This is a genomic window from Bradyrhizobium zhengyangense (genome assembly GCF_022012555.1).
GTDB classification, from domain to species: domain Bacteria; phylum Pseudomonadota; class Alphaproteobacteria; order Rhizobiales; family Xanthobacteraceae; genus Bradyrhizobium; species Bradyrhizobium zhengyangense.
Genome location: NZ_JAKLTZ010000002.1, coordinates 931,788 through 955,846, shown reverse-complemented (window position 1 = coordinate 955,846; position 24,059 = coordinate 931,788). Strand labels below are relative to the sequence as shown.

Annotated in this window: 23 protein-coding genes and 1 pseudogene; 11 read left to right on the top strand and 13 right to left on the bottom strand. The window is 64.6% G+C overall.

Translation table 11 applies throughout. The features are described from left to right. The first annotated feature begins 8 nt into the window (after window positions 1-8). From L6639_RS09750 to L6639_RS09740, 3 genes and pseudogenes are all read left to right on the top strand, one after another. Window positions 9-395, top strand: coding sequence for a VOC family protein (locus L6639_RS09750; protein WP_237861153.1), 387 nt, complete (start codon window positions 9-11; stop codon window positions 393-395). Between the two features lie 153 nt (window positions 396-548). Next, window positions 549-767: pseudogene (locus L6639_RS09745) on the top strand (hypothetical protein); the annotation flags it as partial. A 218-nt stretch (window positions 768-985) separates the two neighbouring features. Then, window positions 986-3,106: an OmpA family protein gene (locus L6639_RS09740; RefSeq protein ID WP_237861152.1), complete on the top strand. Its 2,121-nt coding sequence runs from the start codon at window positions 986-988 to the stop codon at window positions 3,104-3,106. Window positions 3,107-3,206: 100 nt separating this feature from the next. On the opposite strand, the gene argG is transcribed toward L6639_RS09740, so the two are convergent. The 6 genes from argG to L6639_RS09710 form a co-directional block, all read right to left on the bottom strand. Continuing rightward, window positions 3,207-4,544, bottom strand: a complete 1,338-nt coding sequence (gene argG, locus L6639_RS09735; RefSeq protein ID WP_237861151.1) for an argininosuccinate synthase — start codon at window positions 4,542-4,544, stop codon at window positions 3,207-3,209. 93 nt (window positions 4,545-4,637) lie between these two features. Beyond that, window positions 4,638-5,414, bottom strand: a complete 777-nt coding sequence (locus tag L6639_RS09730; protein WP_237861150.1) for a phosphatase PAP2 family protein — start codon at window positions 5,412-5,414, stop codon at window positions 4,638-4,640. 41 nt (window positions 5,415-5,455) lie between these two features. Continuing rightward, on the bottom strand, window positions 5,456-5,950 hold the full coding sequence (locus L6639_RS09725) for a hypothetical protein (RefSeq protein WP_237861149.1): 495 nt from the start codon (window positions 5,948-5,950) through the stop codon (window positions 5,456-5,458). A gap of 127 nt (window positions 5,951-6,077) precedes the next feature. After that, window positions 6,078-7,280, bottom strand: coding sequence for a dual-specificity RNA methyltransferase RlmN (gene rlmN, locus L6639_RS09720; RefSeq protein ID WP_237861148.1), 1,203 nt, complete (start codon window positions 7,278-7,280; stop codon window positions 6,078-6,080). Between the two features lie 169 nt (window positions 7,281-7,449). Continuing rightward, on the bottom strand, window positions 7,450-8,097 hold the full coding sequence (locus tag L6639_RS09715; RefSeq protein ID WP_237861147.1) for an invasion associated locus B family protein: 648 nt from the start codon (window positions 8,095-8,097) through the stop codon (window positions 7,450-7,452). A gap of 114 nt (window positions 8,098-8,211) precedes the next feature. After that, on the bottom strand, window positions 8,212-9,051 hold the full coding sequence (locus tag L6639_RS09710) for an SDR family oxidoreductase (protein ID WP_237861146.1): 840 nt from the start codon (window positions 9,049-9,051) through the stop codon (window positions 8,212-8,214). Window positions 9,052-9,272: 221 nt separating this feature from the next. On the opposite strand from L6639_RS09710, the gene L6639_RS09705 reads away from it, so the two are divergent. Beyond that, window positions 9,273-10,247: an NADPH:quinone oxidoreductase family protein gene (locus L6639_RS09705; protein ID WP_237861145.1), complete on the top strand. Its 975-nt coding sequence runs from the start codon at window positions 9,273-9,275 to the stop codon at window positions 10,245-10,247. Window positions 10,248-10,421: 174 nt separating this feature from the next. On the opposite strand, the gene L6639_RS09700 is transcribed toward L6639_RS09705, so the two are convergent. Together L6639_RS09700 and L6639_RS09695 are read right to left on the bottom strand one after the other, a co-directional pair. Then, complete coding sequence (locus L6639_RS09700) at window positions 10,422-10,814, bottom strand: YkvA family protein (RefSeq protein ID WP_237861143.1); 393 nt, start codon at window positions 10,812-10,814, stop codon at window positions 10,422-10,424. Between the two features lie 89 nt (window positions 10,815-10,903). Continuing rightward, window positions 10,904-11,206, bottom strand: a complete 303-nt coding sequence (locus L6639_RS09695; protein ID WP_237861142.1) for a 4a-hydroxytetrahydrobiopterin dehydratase — start codon at window positions 11,204-11,206, stop codon at window positions 10,904-10,906. A gap of 150 nt (window positions 11,207-11,356) precedes the next feature. On the opposite strand from L6639_RS09695, the gene L6639_RS09690 reads away from it, so the two are divergent. Continuing rightward, entirely contained in the window at window positions 11,357-12,802 is a 1,446-nt protein-coding gene (locus L6639_RS09690; protein WP_237861141.1) for a TAXI family TRAP transporter solute-binding subunit, read from the top strand. 107 nt (window positions 12,803-12,909) lie between these two features. Next, window positions 12,910-14,457, top strand: coding sequence for an alkaline phosphatase D family protein (locus tag L6639_RS09685; RefSeq protein ID WP_237861140.1), 1,548 nt, complete (start codon window positions 12,910-12,912; stop codon window positions 14,455-14,457). A gap of 7 nt (window positions 14,458-14,464) precedes the next feature. Here L6639_RS09685 and L6639_RS09680 read toward each other — a convergent pair whose 3' ends face one another. Next, a complete protein-coding gene (locus tag L6639_RS09680) occupies window positions 14,465-14,848 on the bottom strand; it encodes a response regulator (RefSeq protein ID WP_237861139.1) in 384 nt (127 codons plus the stop codon). A 187-nt stretch (window positions 14,849-15,035) separates the two neighbouring features. Between L6639_RS09680 and L6639_RS09675 the strand changes: the two genes are divergently transcribed. From L6639_RS09675 to L6639_RS09665, 3 genes are all read left to right on the top strand, one after another. Next, the gene (locus L6639_RS09675; RefSeq protein WP_237861138.1) at window positions 15,036-15,806 is read left to right on the top strand and encodes a Crp/Fnr family transcriptional regulator; all 771 of its coding nucleotides are present in this window, start codon (window positions 15,036-15,038) and stop codon (window positions 15,804-15,806) included. Between the two features lie 291 nt (window positions 15,807-16,097). Beyond that, window positions 16,098-17,924: a translational GTPase TypA gene (gene typA, locus L6639_RS09670; protein WP_128949018.1), complete on the top strand. Its 1,827-nt coding sequence runs from the start codon at window positions 16,098-16,100 to the stop codon at window positions 17,922-17,924. Window positions 17,925-18,023: 99 nt separating this feature from the next. Continuing rightward, window positions 18,024-19,268, top strand: coding sequence for a flavin monoamine oxidase family protein (locus tag L6639_RS09665; protein WP_237861137.1), 1,245 nt, complete (start codon window positions 18,024-18,026; stop codon window positions 19,266-19,268). Window positions 19,269-19,360: 92 nt separating this feature from the next. Here L6639_RS09665 and L6639_RS09660 read toward each other — a convergent pair whose 3' ends face one another. From L6639_RS09660 to L6639_RS09645, 4 genes are read right to left on the bottom strand one after another with little or no spacing between them, the layout of a single operon-like run. Further along, window positions 19,361-19,768, bottom strand: a complete 408-nt coding sequence (locus L6639_RS09660; RefSeq protein ID WP_237861136.1) for a thiol-disulfide oxidoreductase DCC family protein — start codon at window positions 19,766-19,768, stop codon at window positions 19,361-19,363. Then, the gene (locus L6639_RS09655) at window positions 19,768-21,087 is read right to left on the bottom strand and encodes an SDR family oxidoreductase (protein WP_237861135.1); all 1,320 of its coding nucleotides are present in this window, start codon (window positions 21,085-21,087) and stop codon (window positions 19,768-19,770) included. Before L6639_RS09655 ends, L6639_RS09660 begins: the two co-directional genes overlap by 1 nt. An 8-nt stretch (window positions 21,088-21,095) precedes the next feature. Beyond that, window positions 21,096-21,563 carry a DUF2269 family protein gene (locus tag L6639_RS09650; protein WP_237861133.1) on the bottom strand — a complete coding sequence of 156 codons (468 nt, stop codon included), beginning with the start codon at window positions 21,561-21,563 and terminating at the stop codon, window positions 21,096-21,098. Further along, window positions 21,560-22,459: a dienelactone hydrolase family protein gene (locus tag L6639_RS09645; protein WP_237861132.1), complete on the bottom strand. Its 900-nt coding sequence runs from the start codon at window positions 22,457-22,459 to the stop codon at window positions 21,560-21,562. The genes L6639_RS09650 and L6639_RS09645 overlap by 4 nt, the downstream gene beginning before the upstream one ends. Window positions 22,460-22,725: 266 nt before the next feature. Between L6639_RS09645 and L6639_RS09640 the strand changes: the two genes are divergently transcribed. After that, window positions 22,726-23,235 (top strand): GNAT family N-acetyltransferase, encoded by a 510-nt coding sequence (locus tag L6639_RS09640; RefSeq protein WP_128949012.1) that lies wholly within the window; start codon window positions 22,726-22,728, stop codon window positions 23,233-23,235. 227 nt (window positions 23,236-23,462) lie between these two features. Then, a complete protein-coding gene (ppa, locus tag L6639_RS09635; RefSeq protein WP_237861131.1) occupies window positions 23,463-23,999 on the top strand; it encodes an inorganic diphosphatase in 537 nt (178 codons plus the stop codon). Window positions 24,000-24,059: the final 60 nt, after the last annotated feature.

Below are 24,059 nucleotides of genomic sequence, written 5' to 3'. Positions count from 1 at the left end.
AGGATACAATGATCGATCACCTTGGCCTCTCCGTCTCCGACTATGAGGCTGCGAAAACGTTTTACAGCAAGGCGCTGGCGCCGCTCGATTACAGCCTGATCATGGAAGTGACGGAAGCGCAGACGGGTCACGCCGCGGCCGCGGGCTTTGGCGCCGGCGGCAAGCCGGATTTCTGGATCGACGGCAAAGGCGCGATGAACAAGCCGGTGCATGTCGCGATATCGGCGAAAGACCGCGCCACGGTCGACGCGTTCTACAAGGCTGCGATGGCAGCAGGCGGCCGCGACAACGGGCCGCCCGGCATCCGTCCGCATTATCACGCGAACTATTACGGCGCCTTTGTGCTGGACCTCGACGGGCACAACATCGAGGCCGTCTGCCACGCGCCGGAATAGGACGACGGTGTTATTTGAGCATGATCTCCGCGCAAACGCGTTCCGCGTTTGTTGCGAGGGGAAACCGCCAGGCACTTTTCCGGATCATGCTCCCGGAACATCGGCGCGGCATCATCGTTGTCGTTCTCCCGACAACTGATCTCGATGATGCCGATGCCGATTGAACCGCCCGAGATACCGCCATCGACACCCGGCACGCCGACCGAGCCGCCGCCCGGCATTCCGCCGGGCAATCCGCAGCCTGAAATCGCGCCGCCGGTACACGAGCCCGGCGAATCACCGCGGCCCGATGAATTGCCCGGCCGCATCCCAGAAGAGATTCCGTCGCGCGGACCGAACGGTCCGCTCGCACCGAATCCCGCGACGGATGCTAATTCGTCGCAGGCGTTACATATGACACGAGAGCAATCACATGTGAGGCGATTGCGACTCACGCCTGAATGCGTAATGAACGTTGTTCTCGTGACATGATTTGCATGCAGAAATAAATCGCGACGCAATATCTTCGCCCGCCACAATCCGGCCTAACGCGTAGCTGTTCATCACCCCACTTCACATCGTCAAAGAACCTTCCGGGGAAGTTCAACCACATGACCAACCTTCGTTTCGTGCTGCTCGCCACGACGGCCCTGACCGCGATGCAATTTGCAGGCTCCGCAGCTCATGCGCAAAGCGCGCCGCCGCTCGTAGTCGCACAGGCCCAACCGGAGACGGGCCCTGACGGAAAACCGAAGCAGCCTCCGAAGGAAGCGCCAAAGGGACCGCCGCCCGCCGCGCGCCCGGCAACGCCGCCTCCCCCACCGCCGCCTGCTGCGCCCAAGCCCCCGGCCGCACCGCCCCCGGCGGCTGCACCGCCGCATCCGCCCGCCGCGCCTCCGCCGGCTGCCGCACCCGCGCGCCCGACGCCGCCTCCTCCGCCGCCCGCGACCCATCAGGCACCGCCACCGCCCCCGCCGCCGCCTGCTGCACCCAAGCCGCCGACGCCGCCTCCGGCTGCGGCTCCGCAGCAGCATGCGCCGACACCGCCCCCGCCTCCACCGCCGCAGCAGCACGCCCCGACGCCGCCGCCGCCGCCGCCTCCGCAGCAGCACGCTCCCGTTGCACCGCTCCCGGCGCCGACCGCGACCCCGGCTCGTCCGGCCGCAACACCAACACCTCCGCCACCCCCAACCACACCGCCGTCCGCGGCCCGGCCCATGGCAACGCCTGCGCCGACGGCTACGCCTGCCCCAACGCCGACGCCCGCAACGCCCGCGGCTCGGCCGATGTCTCCGGCCCCGACAGCCACGCCTGCGCCGACGCCGACACCTGCAGTGCCGGCGGCCCGGCCGTCTCCGACCCCGACAGCCACACCCACGCCATCAGCAACGCCAGCGCCTGGCAAAACGCCGCCCGGACGTCCCGGCGCTCCGCCGGCCGCAGGAACGGCTCCAACCCCGACTCCAACAGCAACGCCGGCGCCCGGCGGCGCGACGCCGCTTCCCGGACGTCAGGGTGGAGCGCCGCCCGCAGGCGCGCCTGCTGCCGGCACAACGCCTGCATCGCCGCAGGCAGGCGTCCCGCCCCGACCACCCGCGCCACCCGCTGGCGCAGCAGCGCCGTCTGTCGTCCCTGGTTCGGCGGCCGCCACGGTCCCGCCCAACAAGGCGCAGAACGCTCCGCCGACAGTCAGTTCGGCCTTCCGCGCGGCACCGACGACCACCACGCCACTGCCGCCGCCGCCGCGTCCGCCGCAGCGTGACCTGACGCCGCTGGCCATCGGTGCGGGCGTCGTGGCCGGTGCCGTGATCGGCGCCACCATCGCCGACTACCGCAACCAGCGGCAGGAGGTCGTCGAAGGCGGCCGCACCATCTACACCGAGCCGGATCGCATCATCATCCGCGACCCGGGCGGGCAGGAATATGTCCGTGGCAACGATCTCTATCGCTTCCGCTACGGCGCCCGCGATATCCGCACCGAGACGATCGGCGGCGAAACCCGCACCGTCGTGATCCGTCCTGATGGCACCGAAATCATCACGGTGGTCGGTCCGGACGGCAGTCTGATGCGCCGTATCCGCAGGGATCAGCGCGGGCGTGAGATCGTGATCATCGACAACACCTACCGCGATCCGCGGGCGGTCGGCGGCTTCTATGTCGACGTGCCGCCGCCGGTGGTCAGCATCCCCTATGATCGCTACATCGTCGACGCCCAGGAAGCCTCGCCGGACGTGATCTACGAGACCATGCGGGCCCCGCCGGTGCAGCGGATCGATCGCCGCTACTCGCTCGACGAGATCCGCTACTCGCCGAACGTTCGCATGCAGATGCCGAGCATCGACGTCAACACGATCAACTTCGCGACGGGATCGTGGACCATTCCGCCGGACCAGGCGGCGCGGTTGCAGGTGATCGCCGACGGTATCAACCAGGCGATCCAGGCCAACCCGCAGGAGGTGTTCCTGATCGAGGGCCACACCGACGCGGTCGGCAACGACGTCGACAATCTGTCGCTGTCGGATCGCCGGGCGCAGGCGGCGGCCGAATTGCTGACGCAGCAGTTCAATGTGCCCGCGGAAAACCTGACCTCGCAGGGCTACGGCAAGCAGTACCTGAAGGAGCAGACCGACGGCCCGAGCCTGATCAACCGGCGCGTCACCGTCCGCCGCATCACGCCGCTGCTCAATGGCGGCCAGGCCAACGCAGCGCCGCCGCCTCCGCCGCGCCAATAAGAACATCGAAAAAAGAAAATGGCCGGGATCGATCCCGGCCATTTTTGTTTTGGTTGTTACCCGCGATGGCGCGACACGTCGTGCATTCGTGGCGTGGGCCTCAGCCCTTGTCGCTCTCGAGCTTGAAGATCTGCGAGCCTTCGCTGCCCGACAGCAGGCCGGTCTTCGAATAGAGGCCGAGCTTGGTGCGGGTATCCGCGATGTCGAGATTGCGCATGGTGAGCTGACCGATGCGATCGGCCGGCGTGAAGGCGGCGTCCTCGACCTTCTCCATGCTGAGCCTTTCAGGCGCATAGGTGAGGTTGGGGCTCTCGGTGTTGAGGATGGAGTAGTCGTTGCCGCGGCGCAGCTCCAGCGTGACCTCGCCGGTAACGGCGCGCGCGACCCAGCGCTGCGCGGTCTCGCGCAGCATCAAAGCCTGCGAGTCGAACCAGCGGCCCTGATAGAGCAGGCGGCCGAGGCGCATGCCGCTGATGCGATACTGCTCGATCGTGTCCTCGTTGTGGATGCCGGTGACGAGACGCTCATAGGCGATGTGCAGCAGCGCCATGCCGGGCGCCTCGTAGATGCCGCGGCTCTTGGCTTCGATGATGCGGTTCTCGATCTGGTCGCTCATGCCGAGGCCGTGGCGGCCGCCGATGGCATTGGCTTCGAGGAACAGCGCAACGGGATCGCTGAAGGTCTTGCCGTTCAGCGCGGTGGGCTGGCCTTCCTCGAAGCGCACGACGACCTTCTCGGCCTTGACGACGCAATCGTCGCGCCAGAACGGCACGCCCATGATCGGGTTGACGATCTTGATGCCGCTGTCGAGGCTTTCGAGATCCTTGGCCTCGTGCGTGGCGCCAAGCAGATTGCTGTCGGTCGAATACGCCTTCTCGGCGCTCATCTTGTAGGCGAAGCCCTGCGCGGTCATGAACGCCGACATCTCGGCGCGGCCGCCGAGCTCGTCGATGAACTGCTGGTCGAGCCAGGGCTTGTAGATGCGCAAGCTTGGATTGGTCAGCAGGCCGTAGCGATAGAAGCGCTCGATGTCGTTACCCTTGAAGGTCGAACCGTCGCCCCAGATGTTGACGCCGTCTTCCTTCATCGCCGCGACCAGCATCGTGCCGGTCACCGCGCGTCCCAGCGGCGTGGTGTTGAAATAGGTGATGCCGCCGGTCGAGATGTGGAAGGCGCCGGACTGAATCGCGGCGATGCCTTCGTGCACCAGCTGCGTGCGGCAATCGACCAGCACGGCGTTCTCGGCGCCGAACGCTTCGGCCTTGCGCGGGATCTCGTTGTAGTCGGCCTCATCGGGCTGGCCGAGATTGGCGGTATAGGCGTAGCAGCGCGCGCCCTTCTGCTTCATCCAGAGCAGCGCCGCCGACGTGTCGAGGCCGCCCGAAAAAGCGATGCCGACTTTCTCGCCCTTGGGCAGGCTTTTCAGGATCGTGGTCATGGGGCTTCCAATCGGGTCTCAGGGGGCTATTGGCTGGGGTGGCGTGACCGCGCGAATATCAAATTTCGCACGCCTCGGCACCCATTTAATGGCTCAAATCGAGGGTGCGGGACCGGTCTTGCGGCCGAACAGGCGCTTGCGGAGCCGGTAGGCGGGCATGTTCAGCCGGGTCAGGGCCGCATCGACCGCCTCGTCCGAAAACCGGGTCCGCGGCCAGCGGTAGATCAGCGCGAAACCGAACCAGATCACGACGAAGGTGACGAGGCCGGCGGTTGCGACATCGGTGAAGAAGTGGCCGCCGAAGGCCATGCGGAGCCCGCTGGTCGTGAGACCGAACACCACCGCGCCCGCATAGGCGAGCGGCCGCCACGCCGGCGGTGCCAGGGCAGCGGGCGCCAGCGTCCAGAACGCGGTCGCGCCTTCGCCGGAGAAGAACGAGCAATTGCGTTCGCAATCGCCGCGCGGATCCCACCACGCCACGAACTGCTGATCGCCGGCAAACTCGGTCACCACCACCGGCCGCGGCCGGCCCCAATAGGACTTGAAGGTGAGGTTGGTGAGAATGCCCGCCGACATGATGATCGTGACCAGCAGGAATACGATCGCGCGTCCCGACACCATCAGGGGACGGTCGGGCCTGATCATCTTGACCACCAGCGCGATCAGCGACGGCAGCACGAACGCCCAGGACACCCACATCGCCGCATCTCGCGCGATCCCGGCCCAGTCGTTCAGCTTGAGCGGAAAGGTCTTTGTCGCGGGATCGAAGAACAACGCGGCGAGCTTGAGATCGAGCTCGGGATAGAGGCCGAAGACGACGCCGATCACGAGCCACAGCGCCAGGGCGATGAAGAGTCCAGTCCGGTTCATGACGCGCGGTTTAGCGGAGTGGGGTGGGGATGGAAACCCTTTCACCGCACATCCGGCCGCGAATTCGACGGCAGCGGCGGAGGCGGCCGGAGCGGGGCCGGCGGGATGCGCCAGGCGCCGGCATTGCGGCCGGCGATCAGCCAGTAAACGACACCGGCGACGATGCCCGCGCCGGTCATGATCTCCAGATGCCGGCGCACGATGCCTTCGAACTGAAACGTATCAGGATGGAACGGGATGAGGCCGAGATAGCAGGCGAGCCCGACAAGGCCACCGCCGACCGCATAGGCAAGCGCACTGCGGATGTAGAGCGCCTCGGTGATCGCAACGATCACCGCCGCCGGCACCAGCGCGAAACCCGAGACGAAGATGAAGCCGAAGCCGAGCAGGATGTCGATCGCGCCCTGATCGACCGGACCCGCACCGAGATCGGAAAACTCCGGAAACAGCAGCGCACCGACGACGATCATGCCGCCGACGAAGCAGGCGGCGAGAAAGCCGAAGAAGATCACGATGAGGCGGCCGATCAGGGACATGCGGGGAAAGCCACCGTAGTCGTCATTGCGAGCGCAGCGAAGCAATCCAGACTGCCGCCGCGGAAAGACTCTGGATTGCTTCGCTGCGCTCGCAATGACAGGGATGCGAGAGCGCGGACGGTCATCCTCAATCCGTCATCGCCATGGCGCGTAGCGCCTGGCGCTCGCGTGCCGAGAGCTTTTCCGTCTCCGACTTGAGCTGGCCGCAGGCGGCGAGGATATCGCGGCCGCGCGGGGTGCGCACCGGCGAGGAATAGCCGGCGTTGAAGATGTATTCGGAGAATTTTTCGATCTGGTCCCAGTCCGAGCATTCATAGGCCGTGCCGGGCCAGGGATTGAACGGGATCAGATTGATCTTGGCGTGAATGCCCTTGAGCAGCTTCACCAGCAGCTTTGCATCGTCGAGCGAATCGTTGACGCCCTTGAGCATCACGTATTCGAAGGTGATGCGGCGGGCGTTCGAGGCACCGGGATAGTCGCGGCAGGCCTGCAGCAATTCCTTGATCGGATATTTGCGGTTGAGCGGCACGAGCTCGTTGCGTAGCTCGTCGCGCACCGCATGCAGCGAGATCGCGAGCATGACGCCGATCTCCTCGCCGGCACGCACGATGTTCGGGACCACGCCGGAGGTCGACAGCGTGATGCGGCGGCGGGAAATGCCGATGCCCTCGTTGTCGCCGACGATCAAAAGCGCATCGCGCACCGCGTCGAAATTGTAGAGCGGCTCGCCCATCCCCATCATCACGATGTTGGTGACGCGGCGCGTGCCGTCCTCGCGGTCAGCCCAATCGTTCAGGCGATCGCGCGCGACCATGATCTGGCCGACGATCTCGCCGGCGGTGAGGTTGCGCACCAGGCGCTGCGTGCCGGTATGGCAGAACGAGCAGTTCAGCGTGCAGCCGACCTGCGAGGAGACGCAGAGCGTGCCGCGATCGGTCTCGGGGATGTAGACGCACTCGACTTCATGCGCCTTCTCGACATTGTCGCCGCTCGGCAGCCGCAGCAGCCATTTGCGGGTGCCGTCGTTGGAGATCTGCTCGGCCACGACTTCGGGTCGATCGACGGTGAAATGCTGGGCGAGTTCGGCGCGAATGCCCTTCGAGATCGAGGTCATGTCGTCGAAGCTCTGGGCGCCGCGGAAATAGAGCCAGTGCCAGAGCTGCTGCACGCGCATCTTGCGCTGCGCCGGTGCGACGCCGATCTCGCCGAGGCGATCGGCAAGCTCGGCGCGCGACAGCCCGATCAGCGACGGCTTGGCCGGCGGCACATAGGTTTCGAGCGGAGTCTTCTCCACCAGGATTGCGTCGCGCGGCTCGGTCGTCGGTTGCATTGAATAGGCCTGATGATGTTGTCGTTCCGGGGCGGCGCGAAGCGTCGAACCCGGAACCTCGAGATTCCGAGCTCGATGCTGCGCATCGTCCCGGAATGACGAAAGAAAATCTGGAACCGGCCTTATATAGCAACCGGGTCCGCCGATTGCGACCTTCCCGCCCGCAGCCTTAATGCCGGCAATCCTGCGCAATCTTGTCCAGGGCCTGGGCGAGACCCTTCAGCGAGAACGTATCGGTCGTCTCCGTGCCCTTGGCCGAGGTGCCCTTGACCACGAGATCGGCGGATTTGCGCATGGCTTCCACCATCCGCTCCTCTTCGGCCGCATTCTTGATCCAGAGGCCGTCGCCCTGCGTGTACATCGCGAAGGAGGCGCCGCCGACCTCGACCGTCGATTCCGAGCCCGGCTTCAGCGCGTAGCCGATCATGACAGACACTTCGTTGTTCACCTTCTCGGCCGGCCGGGTCGAGACAAAGGCATAGGCGGGATCGCGCGGCCGGTTCGGCGGATTTGTCTTCGACGAGGAGGGCTTTGCCAGCGCAAAGCAGACCTTCTTGCCATTGGGTGTCGCCGCATAGGCGCCCCAGGTGCCGAACTGGCCGATCAGCGTCGGCTCCGCGCCACCCGCAACGGCCGCGGCGGGGGTCGCCGGCTTGCTCTCGGGCTTGGCTGCCGTTTTGGTTGCCGTCTTGGCGGCCGTCGCGGCCGGCTTTGCCGCCGCCTTCGGCGCCGGTTGCGTCGTCTGGGCGCGCGCGGACTCACTCAATCCCCACGCCGCCACGCCAGTCATCAAAGCCAAAAAGAGCGCCCGCCACATGCTGGAGTGGTTCCCTCAATATTGTGACTGGAAGATGGCCCGGCGGCGATTTGTCCCCGTGCAGGGATAACCGGGAAAGTCCAGTTTGGGAAGGCAGTTAGCGGGCAATCACGGTTAGCTTTTCGACCGCGCGGCGCGCTGTTCCGCCCATTGCGCATCAGTCAATCGCAACAGATCCTCGGCGCCGGAACTGCGCAAATGCGCGCCGCCGTCGATCACCACCATCTCGCCGTTGATATATCCGGCACGGTCCGAGACCAGGAAGCTGGCGAGGTCGGCAAGCTCGCTGTGCTCGCCGACGCGTCCCAACGGGTTGCGGGTGGTCCAGCCTTCGTCCCGGCCCTCGGGTCGCAGTTGCCCCGATGCGCCGGCGGTGGGGAACGGCCCCGGCGCGATCGCGACGGTGCGGATGCCCTTCGGGCCCCACTCCACCGCGAGACTCCTGGTCATCGCCAGCACCGCCGATTTCGCCATGGCCGAGGGAACCGTGAAGGCGCGGCCGGTGATGGTCGAGGTCGAGAGGATCGATAGCACGACACCCTTGTGCCTGCCCTCGATCCAGCGCTTGCCGGCAGCGAGCGTGCAGTACATCGCGCCATGCAGCGTCGGCGCCAGGATCGCATCGGCGGCGCGGAACGACAGATGCTCACTTTGCGCGATGAAGGTCGCGGCAGCGTTGTTGACGAGAATATCGAGTGGCGCTTCGCGCCAGATCGCATCCATCATCGCATCGACCGCGGCACCATCGCGAACATCGCATGCTGATGTCGTAACCTTCCCGCCAGTCTCCTTGCGCATCTCAGCTGCGGTCGTTTCGAGACGGTCGAGCTTGCGGCCGCAGATCACGAGTTCGGCGCCGAGCGCGAGGAAGCGGCGTCCCATCGCAGCGCCAAGGCCCGAGCCGCCGCCAGTGACGAGGATGCGCTTGCCCCTAAGCAGACCTGTTTCAAACATCGTTTGAATCCCTTTCTCCGCGGGTTTCGTCATTGCGAGCGCAGCGAAGCAATCAAGACTATTTCCGCGGCACGGACTCCGGATTGCTTCGCTGCGCTCGCAATGACGCGAGGATAGGACGTCGCGCCATCCGAGACAAAGAATCCGGATTGTCCGGTTGCATTAAATCCGGCAGAAACGGCCCAACATTCATTCCACCCCGAACGCCCCAAGGTGTCGCCATGAAAGCCATCCTCTGCTCGCAATATTGCCAGCCCGACGATCTCGTGCTCGCCGATGTGCCGGATCCGGTGGCTGGTCCCGGCGAAGCCGTGATCGCGATCAAGGCAGCGGCGCTTAACTTCTTCGACATCCTGATGATCCAGGGCAAGTACCAGATCAAGCCGCCGTTCCCGTTCTCGCCGGCCGCCGAAGTTGCCGGCGTGATCGAGAGCATCGGCCCCGGCGTCACCGATCTGAAGGTCGGCGATCGCGTGGTCGCCTCCTGCGGTCATAACGGCGCGCGCGAAAAGATCGCGCTGCCGGCGGCAGGGATCGTGAAGATTCCCGACAATCTCGATTACGACCGCGCGGCCGGCATCATCATCATCTACGGCACGGCGCTGCATGCGCTGGAAGACCGCGCGAGCCCGAAGCCGGGTGAGACCCTCGCAGTGTTGGGCGCGGCCGGCGGCACCGGTCTTGCCGCATGCGAGCTCGGCAAGCTGATGGGCCTGAAGGTGATCGCCTGCGCCTCGTCCGAGGAGAAGCTCGAATTCGCCAAAGCGCACGGTGCCGAGCTGACGCTGAACTACGCCAAGGAAGATCTCAAGGAAGGTTTGCGCAAGCTCACCGGCGGCAAGGGCGTCGACATCATCTTCGATCCGGTGGGCGGCGCGTATGCCGAACAGGCATTGCGCTCGATCGCCTGGGAAGGACGCTTCCTCGTCATCGGCTTTGCGGCCGGCGACATTCCGAAGATGCCGCTGAACCTCGCGCTGCTGAAGGGCTGCGATATCCGCGGCGTGTTCTGGGGCGCATGGACCCGGCAGAATCCGGAAAAGAACCGCGCCAATCTCGAGAAGCTGGTGAAGTGGACGGCGGAAGGCAAGATCTCATCGCATGTCGACCGCACCTTCCCGCTGGCCCAGACCGCCGACGCACTGAAGGTGCTGGCGGGACGGCAGGCCATGGGCAAGGTGATCCTGCATCCGTGAGGATGTGAGGCGGAGGCGCGTTTGGCGCGATGCGCGCCACACCCACAATTGTCGTCGCCCGGCTTGACCGGGCGACCCAGTACTCCGAGACGCCAGTGATTGAATCGAGAAACCGCGGCGTACTGGATTCCCCGCCTTCGCGGGGAATGACAGCGGGACAAATGGCAATAGCCGTTACGCCGCTTCCGCCTTCTCCTCCGCCTCATCCACGCCGCGCTTCAGCGCCGCACGCGCGGCTTCGCGATGCTCTGATGTGATGTGGCTGGCGACCATGCGGATGGCGGTGGCCAGAATGGCGGCGTCATCGGTGAAGCCGAGCACCGGCATCACGTCCGGAATGAAGTCGAACGGCAGGATGAAATAGGCGATCGCGCCCAGCAGCGACGCCTGGACATGGCGCGGGGTCTGGCGGTCGAACGCGCAGTAATAGGCGGCGAGCAGATCTTCCGTGAACGGCAGATGCGCAGCGACGCGCTTCAGCTTGCGCCAGAAGCGGCGGCGCACGCTTTCACGATCTTCCGCGAGCCGATCGGCCGGCTCGAAGCCGACGCTGTGTTCGGCAGCCATCTCTCAAAACTCCCGCTTAGGGCGGCGCGACCGAAGGCCGCATCCGGTGACGATCACAAGATGGGGATGCGGCCCGGACCCGCAAGACGTCAGCCCTGCGTCAGCTTGGCAATTGCGTTCATCGTGGTGGCAAGCTCGATGTCGAGCTTGGTGACACCGCCGGCATCATGGGTCGACAGCACCACCTCCACCGTCTTGTAGACATTGCGCCATTCCGGGTGGTGATCCATTTTCTCGGCGACCAGCGCCGCCCGGGTCATGAAGCCGAAGGCCTCGTTGAAATCCCTGAAGACAAAGGTCTTCCCGATCCCTTTGCCGTCCTGGACCTCGGCCCAGCCGGGGAGGGTGCCCAGCGCCTGCTTGCGTGCGTCCGCCGATAGACGTTCTGCCATGATGACCTCCATTTCAGGGGAACTTTACCCTAACACCGTGCTTACGTCGGGGTTCACCCTCGGGTTTGGCCGATCCGCTAACCATGACGGAGATGTAACCCCGGCGGACAAGAAATTTGCTACAATTGCGGGCGTAAATCGCTGGCCAAGATGAAGCTGAGCCTGAAGCGCCTGTTTGGGAGATCGATGACCGGGGATTCAAACCTGGCCGAAGCGCCCCCTCCGCCTTCGCCGCGATCCGCGGCGCGGAAGACAGCGCTCGTGTCTCTGGCGCTGGTGCTCGCCATCGTCGGTGCGCTCGCCGGCGGCTATTATTTCGCAATGCGACCGGTGACCTTGAAGATCGCGGTCGGTCCCGCCAACAGCGACGACGTCAAGGTGGTGCAGGCGCTGACGCAGGCCTTCGCGCAGAGCAAAGGTTTTGTGCGGCTGCGCCCGGTCCAGACCGACGGCGCCACCGCCAGTGCGGACCAGCTCGCCGAAAGCAAGGTCGATCTTGCCATCGTGCGCGGCGATCTCGATGTGCCCAAGAACGCGCAAGCCGTCGCAACGCTGCGCAAGAACGTCGTGGTGCTGTGGTCGGTGCCCGGCAAGGGCAAGAAGAAGGGCGCGAAGATCACCAAGATCTCGCAGCTCGCCGGTCACCGCGTCGGCGTGGTCGGCCGCACGGCGGCCAACGTCAATCTGCTCAAGGTGATCCTGCAGCAATACGGCGTCGATCCTGCCAAGGTCGAGATCGTGCAATTCCCGGCGAGCGAAGTCGCCGAGGCGATCAAGGCGCAGAAGGCGGACGTCTATCTCGCGGCCGGCCCCGTCAACAGCAAGATCACAGCGGATGCGATCGCCGCCTCCGCCAAGGACGGCGGCTCGCCGACCTTCCTCGCGATCGATTCGGCGGACGCCATCGCGCAGAACCATCCGGTCTATGAAGCCTCGGAAATTCCCGCCGGCACCTATGGCGGCTCACCCGATCGCCCCGAGGACGAGGTCAAGACCATCAGCTTCTCGCACCACGTGGTGGCGCGCAAAGGCCTGTCCGAAACCACGGTTGCGGCCTTCACCCGGCAGCTCTTCGCCGTGCGCCAGCAATTGCTGACCGACTTCCCGCAGGCCGCGAAGATCGAGACGCCCGACACCGACAAGGACGCGGTGATCCCCGTGCATCCGGGCGCCGCCGCCTTCGTCGACGGCGAGGAGAAGACCTTCCTCGACAAATACAGCGATTACATCTGGTGGAGCCTGATGGCGCTTTCGGCGACGGGCTCGCTCGGCGCCTGGTTCGCGGGCTATCTGAAGAAGGACGAGCGCGACAACAACAGTCACTTACGCGAACGTCTGCTCGACATGCTCACCGCGGCCCGCAAGAGCGAGACGATCGACGAACTTGACCAGATGCAGGCCGAGGCCGACGGGATCCTGCGCGACACCTTGCGCTGCTACGATCACGGCGCCATCGAGGAGGGCGCACTCGCCGCCTTCAATATCGCGCTCGACCAATTCCACGCCGCGGTCGCCGATCGCAAAGCCGTGTTGTCCAGCCTGCCGCAGAACCTGCAACGCGCGGGTGCGCAATTCCGGGCCGCCGGCAACGCATAAGCGGCTTGCGCGCGTAATTGTCGCGTCACATTGTCTCAATATAGCCTCTGACTTCATCCACGTGACCGCCGCCTCGGCGGGCGCCGCGCGATATCGAGAGCATCGCCATGAAGATCAAATTCTCCCGTCGCAAATTTCTCACCACCAGCGCCGGTGCGCTTGGCGCGATCGCGATGCCGCATCTGTCGCGCGCGGCCGACCGGCCCGCGGTCACCCATGGCGTGCAGTCCGGCGACGTCACCCTCGACGGCGGCGTGATCTGGGCACGGTCCGATCGGCCCTCGCAGATGCTGGTCGAGGTGGCGACGACTGATACCTTCAAGGACGCCCGCGCGCTGCCGCCGATCGCGGCGCTGCCCGAGAGCGACTTCACCGCGAAGATGCTGGTGGACAATCTACCCGGCGGACAGGACATCTTCTACCGCGTCCGTTTCCGCGACCTCTCCCACACTGCGATCGAGGGCGAGCCGGTGGTCGGCCGCTTCCGCACCGCGCCGGCCGACCGCCGCGACGTCAGCTTCGTCTGGGGTGGCGACGTTGCCGGCCAGGGCTGGGGCATCAATCCCGATGACGGCGGCATGCTCACCTTCTCGGCGATGCACAAGCACCGCCCGGACTTCTTCCTGCATTCCGGCGATACGATCTATGCCGACGGCGTGATCCCCTCCGAGGTCAAGCTTGCCGACGGCAAGACCTGGAAGAACGTCACCATCCCCGAGAAGGCCAAGGTCGCGGAGACGCTGGACGAGTTCCGTGCCGCGCACAAATACAATTTCACCGACGACAATGTCCGCGCCTTCAATGCCGCAGTCCCGATCTTCGTGCAGTGGGACGATCACGAAGTGACCAACAACTGGTCGCTGTCGAAGGACTTGCCGTCGACTTACAAGGTGCGTGACATCTCGCTGCTCGCCGCGCGCGCCGGCCGCGCCTTCCACGAAATGTATCCGATGCGCGAGAGCATCGTTGAGCCGGGCCGGGTCTATCGCAAGATCTCCTACGGTCCGCATCTCGACGTGTTCGTGCTCGACGAGCGCAGCTATCGCGGCCCGAACGGCGCCAATCTCGAGACCGAGTACGGTCCGGCCAGCTATTTCCTCGGGCCGGAGCAAATGGCTTGGCTGAAGCGCGGCCTGCTCAACTCGCGCGCGACATGGAAGGTGATCGCCTCCGACATGCCGCTCAGCATCCTCGTTTACGACGATGCGGCGAACAAGAAGGGGTCGGAAGCTTTCGCGCAGGGCGACGGCCCGGTGCGCGGGAGAGAGTTCGAGATCGCCGACATCCTGCGCTTCATCAAGATGGCGCCGATCAAAAATACGGTCTGGCTGACCGCCGACGTGCATTACGCCGCCGCGCACTATTACAATCCGGACAAGGCGCAGTTCCAGGAGTTCGAGCCGTTCTGGGAATTCGTGTCGGGTCCGCTACATGCGGGAACGTTCGGGCCTGGCGAGATGGACAACACGTTTGGACCCGAGGTGCGCTTCGTCAAGGCGCCCGGTCTCGACAGGCAGAACCTGCCGCCATCCGCCGGCATGCAGTTCTTCGGTCACGTCAAGATCGACGGCGCCTCCGGCCAGATGACAGTCACGTTGCGCGACCGCGCCGACGTCGCGCTGTGGTCGACCACGCTCGATCCGAAGCTCGCCTGAAGCTGATTTAGCTGCCGCGGGCCTGTAACGCCGCCTCCAGCGCATCGCTGGAGCACGGCTTTTGCAGTCGCGGACGCGCAGCGAACTGCGCGGGAATGCTTGTCTCGGCGCCGTAGCCGGTGACGAAGACGAATGGAATGTCCAGCGCGGCGAGCCGCTCGGCGATCGCAAAGCTCTTCTCGCGGATCAGCTCGACATCAAGCAGTGCGAAATCGGGCGCGCGCCTTGCGATTGCATCGAGCGCCTGCGCGACCGAGCCCACGGTGCGCACGCTTGTCACGCCGAATCCGAGCAGGCGATCCTCGAAATCGATCGCGATGATCGGATCGTCCTCGACGATCAGCACATCAGCGGGGGTGTCGGCCGCGCCGGCCGGGGTAACAGGTATCATGATCCTGGCTATCGAGGGCTGCATTTTTCTACCGATCTGGACAGCCTCTGGCCGACGCCTGCGCCCAGCGCATCGGAGGGTTCCCGGAACGAAACTCACCACAGAACAGTTTTGACGTCTGTCCACATGTGCACACAGGCCGTGGACGGAGATCGCTAGTGTGGAGAGGAGGACGGGGGATTTCACGATGGATGCACGCATCAGCAAGACGAGCGAGATCGACAGCCGCCCAGCCAACAATCTGCTGCGGCGCTTGAATGCGGCGGACTATGCGCTGCTCGCACCACATGTCACCGTTGACGAGGTCGGCCCGAACCATCTGCTCTACAGCCCGGGCGACGATGTCCAGGTCGTGCACTTTCCGTGCGGACCATCGCTCGCGACGTTCCTCGTTCCGAACGAGGACGGCCGCGACGTCGAGACCATTTTGGTCGGCCGCGAAGGCGCCGTCGGCGGCATCGTCAGCGAAGGATTTCTGCCGGCCTATACCCGCATCTGCGTGAAATTCGGCGGACCATTCGCACGTGTTCACGTCGGCAAGATCGAGGCGGCCAAGGCGCGCTCGCCGTCGCTGCGCAACATCTTTGCCCGCTACGCCGACTGCATGCTGGCACAGATCTTCCAGTCGACCGCCTGCAACGCGATCCACTCGATCGAGCAGCGCACGGCGAAATGGATCGTGGCGGCGATGGAGCGAACCGGCGACGAGCACAGCGTGCCGTTGACACATGAGCAGCTCGCCACATTGCTCGGCGTCGGCCGAAGCTATGCCAGCCGCGTGCTGCAATCGTTCAAGGCCGAAGGCGTGCTCGACACGCGGCGCGGCGCGATCCTGGTCCGCAATCATGATGGCCTGCGCCTGCGCGCCTGCCTCTGCAACGATGCCGTGAAGCTGCACTTCGAGGAGGTGCTGCGCGGCGTCTATCCGACCGAGGAGCCGGAGAGCCGCGCAAGCTGATCGGGACGGCCGGCTCGCGGACAAGGGCCGGTTTGGCCCGGGATACCCCTAAGCCCCGGGGATTCCCGGGCAAAATTCAATCAACCAACCCTGAAAGAACGCATTGTTTTTTGGCGTTTTTTGCCTATATTGCGGCGCAAACGCATAGGCTACCCGGTCGATATGGCCGGGTTTCCTTTTTGGGCGTAGCAGGCCCCGTTTTCCACGTTTCCAGCGTTGTCCGTGAACAGGTCCCGGCTTGACCGGCGAGATCGCGCTTAACCCATTGTCCGACCGCAAAGAAGCTCACTCATGAATCTCCGCAACGTCGCCATCATCGCCCACGTCGACCACGGCAAGACGACCCTCGTCGACAAGCTCCTCCAGCAGTCCGGCACGTTCCGCGAGAACCAGAAGGTGACGGATCGCGCCATGGACTCCAACGATCTGGAGCGCGAGCGCGGCATCACCATTCTGGCCAAGGCGGCCTCGGTGCAGTGGAAAGACACCCGCATCAACATCGTCGACACGCCAGGCCACGCCGATTTCGGCGGTGAGGTCGAGCGCATCCTGAACATGGTGGACGGCGCCCTGGTGCTGGTCGACGCCGCCGAAGGCCCGCTGCCGCAGACCAAGTTCGTGGTCTCCAAGGCGCTCAAGGTCGGCCTCAAGCCGATCGTCGTCATCAACAAGGTCGACCGTCCCGACGCACGTCCGACCGAAGTCATCAACGAGGTGTTCGACCTGTTCGCGGCGCTCGACGCCAGCGAGGAGCAGCTCGACTTCCCCATTCTTTATGGATCAGCCAAGCAGGGCTGGATGGCCGAGAGCCCCGAGGGTCCGCAGGACAAGGGCATGGAGCCGCTGTTCGACCTGGTGCTGCGCCACGTCGCGCCGCCCAAGGTCGAGGAAGGTCCGTTCCGCATGATCGGCACCATCCTCGAGGCCAACCCCTATCTCGGCCGCATCATCACCGGCCGCATCTCGTCGGGCGTGCTCAAGCCGAACCAGCAGGTGAAGGTGCTGCATGCCGACGGCAAGCTGGTCGAAACCGGGCGCATCACCAAGATCCTTGCCTTCCGCGGCCTCGAGCGCACGCCGCTCGAGGAAGCCGAAGCCGGCGACATCGTCGCGATTGCGGGCCTCACCAAGGGCACCGTCGCCGACACCTTCTGCGATCCGACCGTCGAGGTGCCGCTGCCGGCCCAGCCGATCGATCCGCCGACCGTGTCGATGTCGTTCATCGTCAACAACTCGCCACTCGCCGGCACCGAAGGCGACAAGGTGACGAGCCGCATGATCCGCGATCGTCTGCTCCGCGAAGCCGAGGGCAACGTTGCGCTGCGCGTCGTCGAGGCCGCCGACAAGGATGCGATGGAAGTCTCCGGCCGCGGCGAATTGCAGCTGGCGATCCTGATCGAGACCATGCGCCGCGAGGGTTTTGAGCTCTCGGTGTCGCGCCCGCGCGTCGTGTTCCAGAAGGACGAAGCCACCGGCGGCGCCTTGGAGCCGATCGAGGAGGTCGTGATCGACGTCGACGAGGAGCATTCCGGCGTCGTCGTGCAGAAGATGAGCGAGCGCAAGTCCGAGCTGGTCGAGATGAAGCCCTCGGGCGGCAACCGCCTGCGGCTGGTGTTCTACGCGCCGACCCGCGGCCTGATCGGCTACCAGGGCGAACTGCTCACCGACACCCGCGGCACCGCGATCATGAACCGCCTGTTCCACGGCTATGCCCCGTACAAGGGCGAGATCCAGGGCCGCCGCAACGGCGTCCTGATCTCCAACGACCAGGGCGAAGCGGTGGCCTACGCCATGTTCAAGCTGGAAGACCGCGGCCCGATGATGATCGAGCCCGGCTGGAAGGTCTACAAGGGCATGATCGTCGGCGAGCACACCCGCGACAACGATCTCGAGATCAACGTGCTCAAGGGCAAGCAGCTCACCAACATCCGCACGACCTCGAAGGACGAAGCCGTGCGCCTGACCCCGCCGATCCGTATGACTCTCGAAAAGGCGCTCGCCTATATCGAGGACGACGAGCTCGTCGAGGTCACCCCGAAGTCGATCCGCCTGCGCAAGAAGCACCTCGACCCCAACGAGCGCAAGCGCGCGGAAAAGGCCAAGGAAGCGGTGGCGTAAGCCGGCGAATAGGGAATGGCGAGTAGCGAATAGGGGCCTTTGGCCCTGACGACGGTTTACTGTACCCTACACGCCATTCGCCACTCACTATTCGCGCTCATGTCCCTCCCCTCCTCCGTCGACGTCGCGATCATCGGGGCCGGTGCCGCCGGCCTCGGCGCGGCGCATGCGCTGGGAGACTCTGGCCTCTCGGTGATCGTGCTGGAGGCGCGCAACCGGCTCGGCGGCCGCGCCTGGACGGTGCAGGCCTCACCTGAGGTGACCTTCGACGTCGGGTGCGGCTGGCTGCATTCTGCCGACAAGAATTCCTTCGTGCCGATCGCGCGGCAACTCAACTTCGAGCTCAACAAGGACCTGCCGCCCTGGCGCGAGCGCGCCTATGGCAATGCCTTTCCGCAAGCCGAGCGCGACGATTTCATGCGCGCGATGGACGCCTTCTATGACCGGCTGTGGCAGGCCGCGCAGAAGGGCAAGGACGAGCCCGCGAGCCTGAGCCTCGAGCCCGGCAATCGCTGGAACCCGATGATCGACGCGATCTCGACCTACATCAACGGCTGCGAGCTCAAGGACATGTCGACGCTCGACTGGGACGCCTATGAGGACAGCGAGCTCAACTGGCGCGTCCGCCGCGGCTATGGTGCGCTGATCGCGGCCTATGGCGCGCCCTGCCCTGTGGCGCTGAACTGCAACGTCACGCTGATCGATCATTCCGGCAAGCGTGTCCTCATCGAGACATCGCTGGGCACGCTGACCGCAGACAAGGTGATCGTCACCGTACCGACCAATCTGATCGCGGATGAGGCGATCCGCTTCTCGCCAGCGTTGCCAACCAAGGTCGATGCCGCAGCCGGCCTTCCGCTCGGCGTCGACGACAAGGTGACGCTCGCGCTCGACGGCGCCGAGGCCTTCCCTAGGGAAGGAAATCTGCGCGGCGCCACCATGCGCACCGAGATGGGCACCTATCACATCCGCCCGTTCGGCCAGCCCTGCATCGAAGGTTTTTTCGGCGGCAGCTTCGCCCGCACGCTGGAAGAGGCCGGCGAAGGCGCCATCGCCGCACACAGCATCGACGAGATATCAGGCTTCCTCGGCAACGACATCCGCCGCAAGCTGAAGCCGTTATACGAGTCGCGCTGGGGGCACGATTCGTTTGCGCGAGGCTCCTATTCGCACGCGCTGCCGGGGCATGCCGGCGATCGCGCCGTGCTGGCCGCACCGGTGGATGGGCGGCTGTTCTTCGCGGGAGAAGCGACGTCGCCGAATTTCTTCACGACGGCGCATGGGGCTCGGGATAGTGGGGAGCGGGCGGCGAAGGAAGTGCTTGCGGCAATTGGAGAGCCGTAACCGCACACTCCGTCATTGCGAGCGCAGCGAAGCAATCCAGACTGCCGCTGCAGAAAGATTCTGGATTGCTTCGCTGCGCTCGCAATGACGAGTCACTCAATCACCCGCGCCCGCAAATCGGCATCCGGCACGAAGCACGCATCGTACTTCCCAAAGATGCGATAGCGATTTTTCGCGACCAAGCTGTAAACCGGATCGCGCAGCGGCTTCGGCACGGCGAGCAGAACGCGCACCCAGCCCCAGCCGGGGAGATGCGACAACACCGTCAGTGCGGCATCTGACTTGAGAAATGCTTCGCCGCCATGGACGACGGCATTTGTATCAGGATCGTCAGGATCGATGCCGAACGTGCGCGCAAGTTTCGCGCCATAGTCCGACTGGATTGGCGTGAAGCGAAACCGCTTCGCGGTGTCGCGCTCTGCGACGAACCTCACCCAGCGCGAACAGAAGATGCAGACGCCGTCGAACAGGATCACATCATCGTCAGGCCATTTGGGCATTAGCGGTTATCCAGTATCAGAAGCGCAACCAGCATCAGCACGATCGCCGGCCCTGTCTTGACCAGCGCGCCGAGCGGCTCGATCCAGAGATCAGGCGTCAGGATCGCCGCGCCGAACATGTAGCCGAGCGAGGCGATGATGCCTGCCACCAGGCCAAACGCAGCGGTGCGGCGGAAGGCGATTAGCACACCGATGCTCATATCCATCAGGCTGGTGCCGATGGTGACCGGATCGACCAGCGCCGGCGGAAAATTGTGCGCCGTCAAAATGCCGGCGGCGGCGCGGTAGGACACGAACAAGGCGATGAAGCCGGAGACGAGCCAGAACACCACCAGGCTCGCAAAGATCAGCGCCTTGATCAGGAACAACCGCGCGAACCAGACGTCCTGGATGGTGGCGGGATGGCGCCCGATCGTATCCATTAGCGTCTTCGGCGCGATGCCGGTCGCGGCGATCCATGCGGAGGGATCACCTCGCACGCCGCGCCGAAGCTCGGCGATGGCCGTGGAGCGCATCGGCGGCATCCAGCCGAGCGTGTTGGCGAGATCGCCAAGTCTTGCGCCGAGATCGAGCATGAAGGACGGCATCGCGATACCAGGCCATCCGGCCGTGCCGAATGCGAGCCGGAACTGCTTGATGACGCCGGCCATCGTAACAGGCTCGGATTGCATGAGGTCCCAGCTCACCGCCTTCACCGAGGCATCGTCGATCTCGCGCGCCGCGAGCCAGGCGATGGTAGCGGCGATATCCTCGACCGCAACCGGCTGGAACGGCGTTGCCATCACCTTGACAGGGAGATTGATCGGGAAGGCAGCGAGCGCACGCAGCATGGCGCTGCCGCCATAGGCTGACGGCGCGACCACGAAGCCGGGCCGCAGGATGGCGTGGGGAATGCCGGAGGCTTCGATCAGCCGCTCGGCCTCGCGCTTGGTCGTGGCGAAGGCGGTGCGATCGGCTTCAGCGGTGCCGGGAATCGAGATGTGGACGAGACGGATCGCACGACCGCTATCGGCAATGGCCTGAAGCAAGCGCGCGACAAAATCGCGATGCACGGCATTGGTGTCGCTGCCCGGACCATCCTGGAGCACGCCGAGGCAGTTCACGACAACATCTACTTCGTGCTCGCTCAGCAGACGTGTCAGCGCTGCCACATCGAGCGACATGATCGGCAGCTCAAGATCGAGCGCGCTCATCGTCTGCGCCGGCGACAGGCTTCGCGCGAGACCGACCACGCGAAAGCCTCGTGTGCGCAGATCGTCTGTCACGAAGCGGCCGATCAGGCCGGAGGCGCCGAGCACCAAAATGGTTCGCTGGTTCATCGGATTCCTCAGAACGGCTTTGCGATCATGAGCCAGAGGATTGCCATCGTCGCACCGAAGCCGGGAAAGCCAAACGCGAACCAGCGGCGAAACAGAACGAAGTAACGTTCCGGGAGCGCGGCGTGCTGCTCGGCCGCCTTGCGCGCGAGATCGCGCATCTCGATCTGCATGAAGACGACAGGGACCCAGAACAGGCCTGCGATCGCATAGAGCACGAGCGAGGCGAGGATCCAGCGCTCCATGATCGACGTGGACGAGAGCATCATCAGCAGGCCGCCCGTGACCGGTTGCAGGATGACAGCCGACAGAGTGAAGATCGCATCCGCGATCACCACCACCGACGCCGTGCGCGCGATGAATTCAGCGTTGTCAGTGCGATGCGCCATCAGCATGAAGAAGGCGATGCCGGTTCCGGTGCCGAGGATAGTGATGGCGCCAAGCACGTGCAGATACTTGATCAGGAAATACAATGTCATGGCTTCTTGGTCGCCACCGGCTTTGGCAGGTTCAGCGCACGCGCGAGCTCACTGCTTGCGGCCTGGACGCCGGCCTCGGTCTCGATCATCCAGTGGCCCTCGCTGCCCACGGCGGGCAACGCGCGAAACTCGACTCTGCCGCCAGCGCCGTGAAATGCATCCGTCAACTGACGAGAGAACGTCGGGGTGAAATAACTATCGTTCGCGGCGACGATCCATGTGACCGGAACGCGCGCGGCCTTACCGAACTCAGCGGCAGCGGCGACAAGCGTGTGCGGTGCGCAGACCTTGTTCGATTCGTCATTGGCGTGACCGCCGCGCCCCGGTGCAAAAGCGACAATCGCGGCAATCGCTTTCGGATCGGCATTCGCAAGCGCCAGCGCACCCCAGCCGCCCGCGGAATGCCCGATCACGACCGCGGCATCCCTGCGAATGAAATCCTGCTTCTGCAGATAGTCCAGCGCGAGCGAAATTTCCTCTGCAGTGGCACGACCGGCGCGCGCGTAATCCGCTTCGTCGCAGCCGCCCTGGTCTTCGACATAGCGACCACCGGTCGAGCCATGGCCGAGCCGCTCCGGCACCAGCACGGCAAAGCCACGCGCGACGAGAAAGGCTGCGAGTGCGCGATATTCCGGCTGCGGCATTTGTGCGCGACGTAGCACGTTTTGCGTCGAGGCATGTGCGATCACCGCAAGCCGGAACGGACCGGCGCCCGAGGGGCGAAACAAGAGCGCGCGCGCAGCAATATCGGTATCCGGCGACGGCACGCGCCACTCTTGTCGGCGAAACGGCTCGCCTTCCGGTCCGAATGCCCCGAACGTGACCTGCGCGCACACAGGCGATGCAGTCAGCAGAACCAGCAGAGGCAAGCGTGCAAGGCGTTCGAACAGTCGCATGAGTTGCCGGGAGCGAGCTCGGACAGTGGGGGCCACACTAGTAGGAACGAATCATTCGGGGCGGACTTTCTGCGCTGCCATTCCCGTTCATTCGTTGCCGCGAAGCAGTTTTGCACCGACGCATGGCACGCCGGTGCCGTTCGAAGTGGCGTCTTGTCTTTTTTCGGCACAACATGGTTAAAATACTGATGCAGAAAGTCCACAGGTTAACTGATAATTAACGATAGGTCTTGCCGCCGACGCGGCGACTTGGTTTGATCGCGTTCATGAGCACAACCCTGATCGAGGTTCGGCCGGCCAAAGCTGCAGATGCAACTGCGGTGGCGTCCACCCATGACGAAGCCTGGCGTTCCGCCTATCAGGGCATCATCCCCGGCGCCGAGCTGGAGAAGCTGATCAATCGCCGCGGTCCGCAGTGGTGGGATAGTGCGATCCGCAAGGGCAGCCGCGTCAGCGTGCTCGTGTTCGGCGACAAGATCGCGGGTTATGCGAACTATGGCCGCAACCGCGCCCGCAGCCTGCATTTCGACGGCGAGATCTACGAGCTTTACCTGCGCCCCGAATTTCAGGGCCTCGGCTTTGGCCGCCGCCTGTTCGCCGCCGCCCGCCGCGACCTCATGCAGAGCAATTTGAAGAGCATGGTGGTGTGGGCGCTGTCGGACAACGATCCGGCGACCGAGTTCTACCGGGCCCTGGGCGGCCGCATGGTGGCGCGCTCCTCGGAGCGGTTCGGGCCCAAGGCGCTCGACAAGGTTGCCTTCGCCTGGACCAATTAAGACTTGGACCAATTAAGATTTGGACCAATCAAGGTTTGGACCAATTAAGCTGCTGAAATCTTAGCCGGCAGCCTTTCCACCCGTCGATACCGCCAGCGTTTGAGCCGGTGATCGCGGGATTCATTATTTCGCAAAAACACGATGGATCGGGGGGCCAAGCCCGCGTATGACAGCGCCAAAATCGCTGCCGGGCGCGATTTAACCTCGGCGACAACGGAGCCTGCCTAATGCGTATCGATGCTATCTCGATCGGAAAAAACGTACCCCACGACGTCAATGTCGTCATCGAAGTCCCCGTGGGCGGCGAACCGATCAAGTACGAGATGGACAAGGAAGCCGGCACGCTGGTGGTCGATCGCTTCCTGTACACGCCGATGCGTTACCCTGGTAACTACGGCTTCATCCCGCACACTTTGTCCGACGACGGCGATCCCTGTGACGTGCTGATCGTCAACACCCGCGCCATCATTCCCGGCGCCGTCATGAGCGTGCGCCCGGTCGGCGTGCTCTTCATGGAAGACGAGGCCGGCGGCGACGAGAAGATTCTGGCGGTGCCGTCGTCGAAGCTGACGCAGCGCTACGACAAGGTGAAGTCCTATGCCGACCTGCCGGACATCACGCTGCAGCAGATCCAGCACTTCTTCGAGCACTACAAGGATCTCGAGAAGGGCAAGTGGGTGAAGATCCTGCGCTGGGGCGGCCCGGAGGACGCGCAGAAGCTGATCCTCGAAGGCATCGAGCGCGAGAAGAAAAAGAAGGCGTGATCGTCATTCCGGGGCGGGCCTGGGCGCGAACCCGGAATTCGGAAGTTATGGCGCGAGATT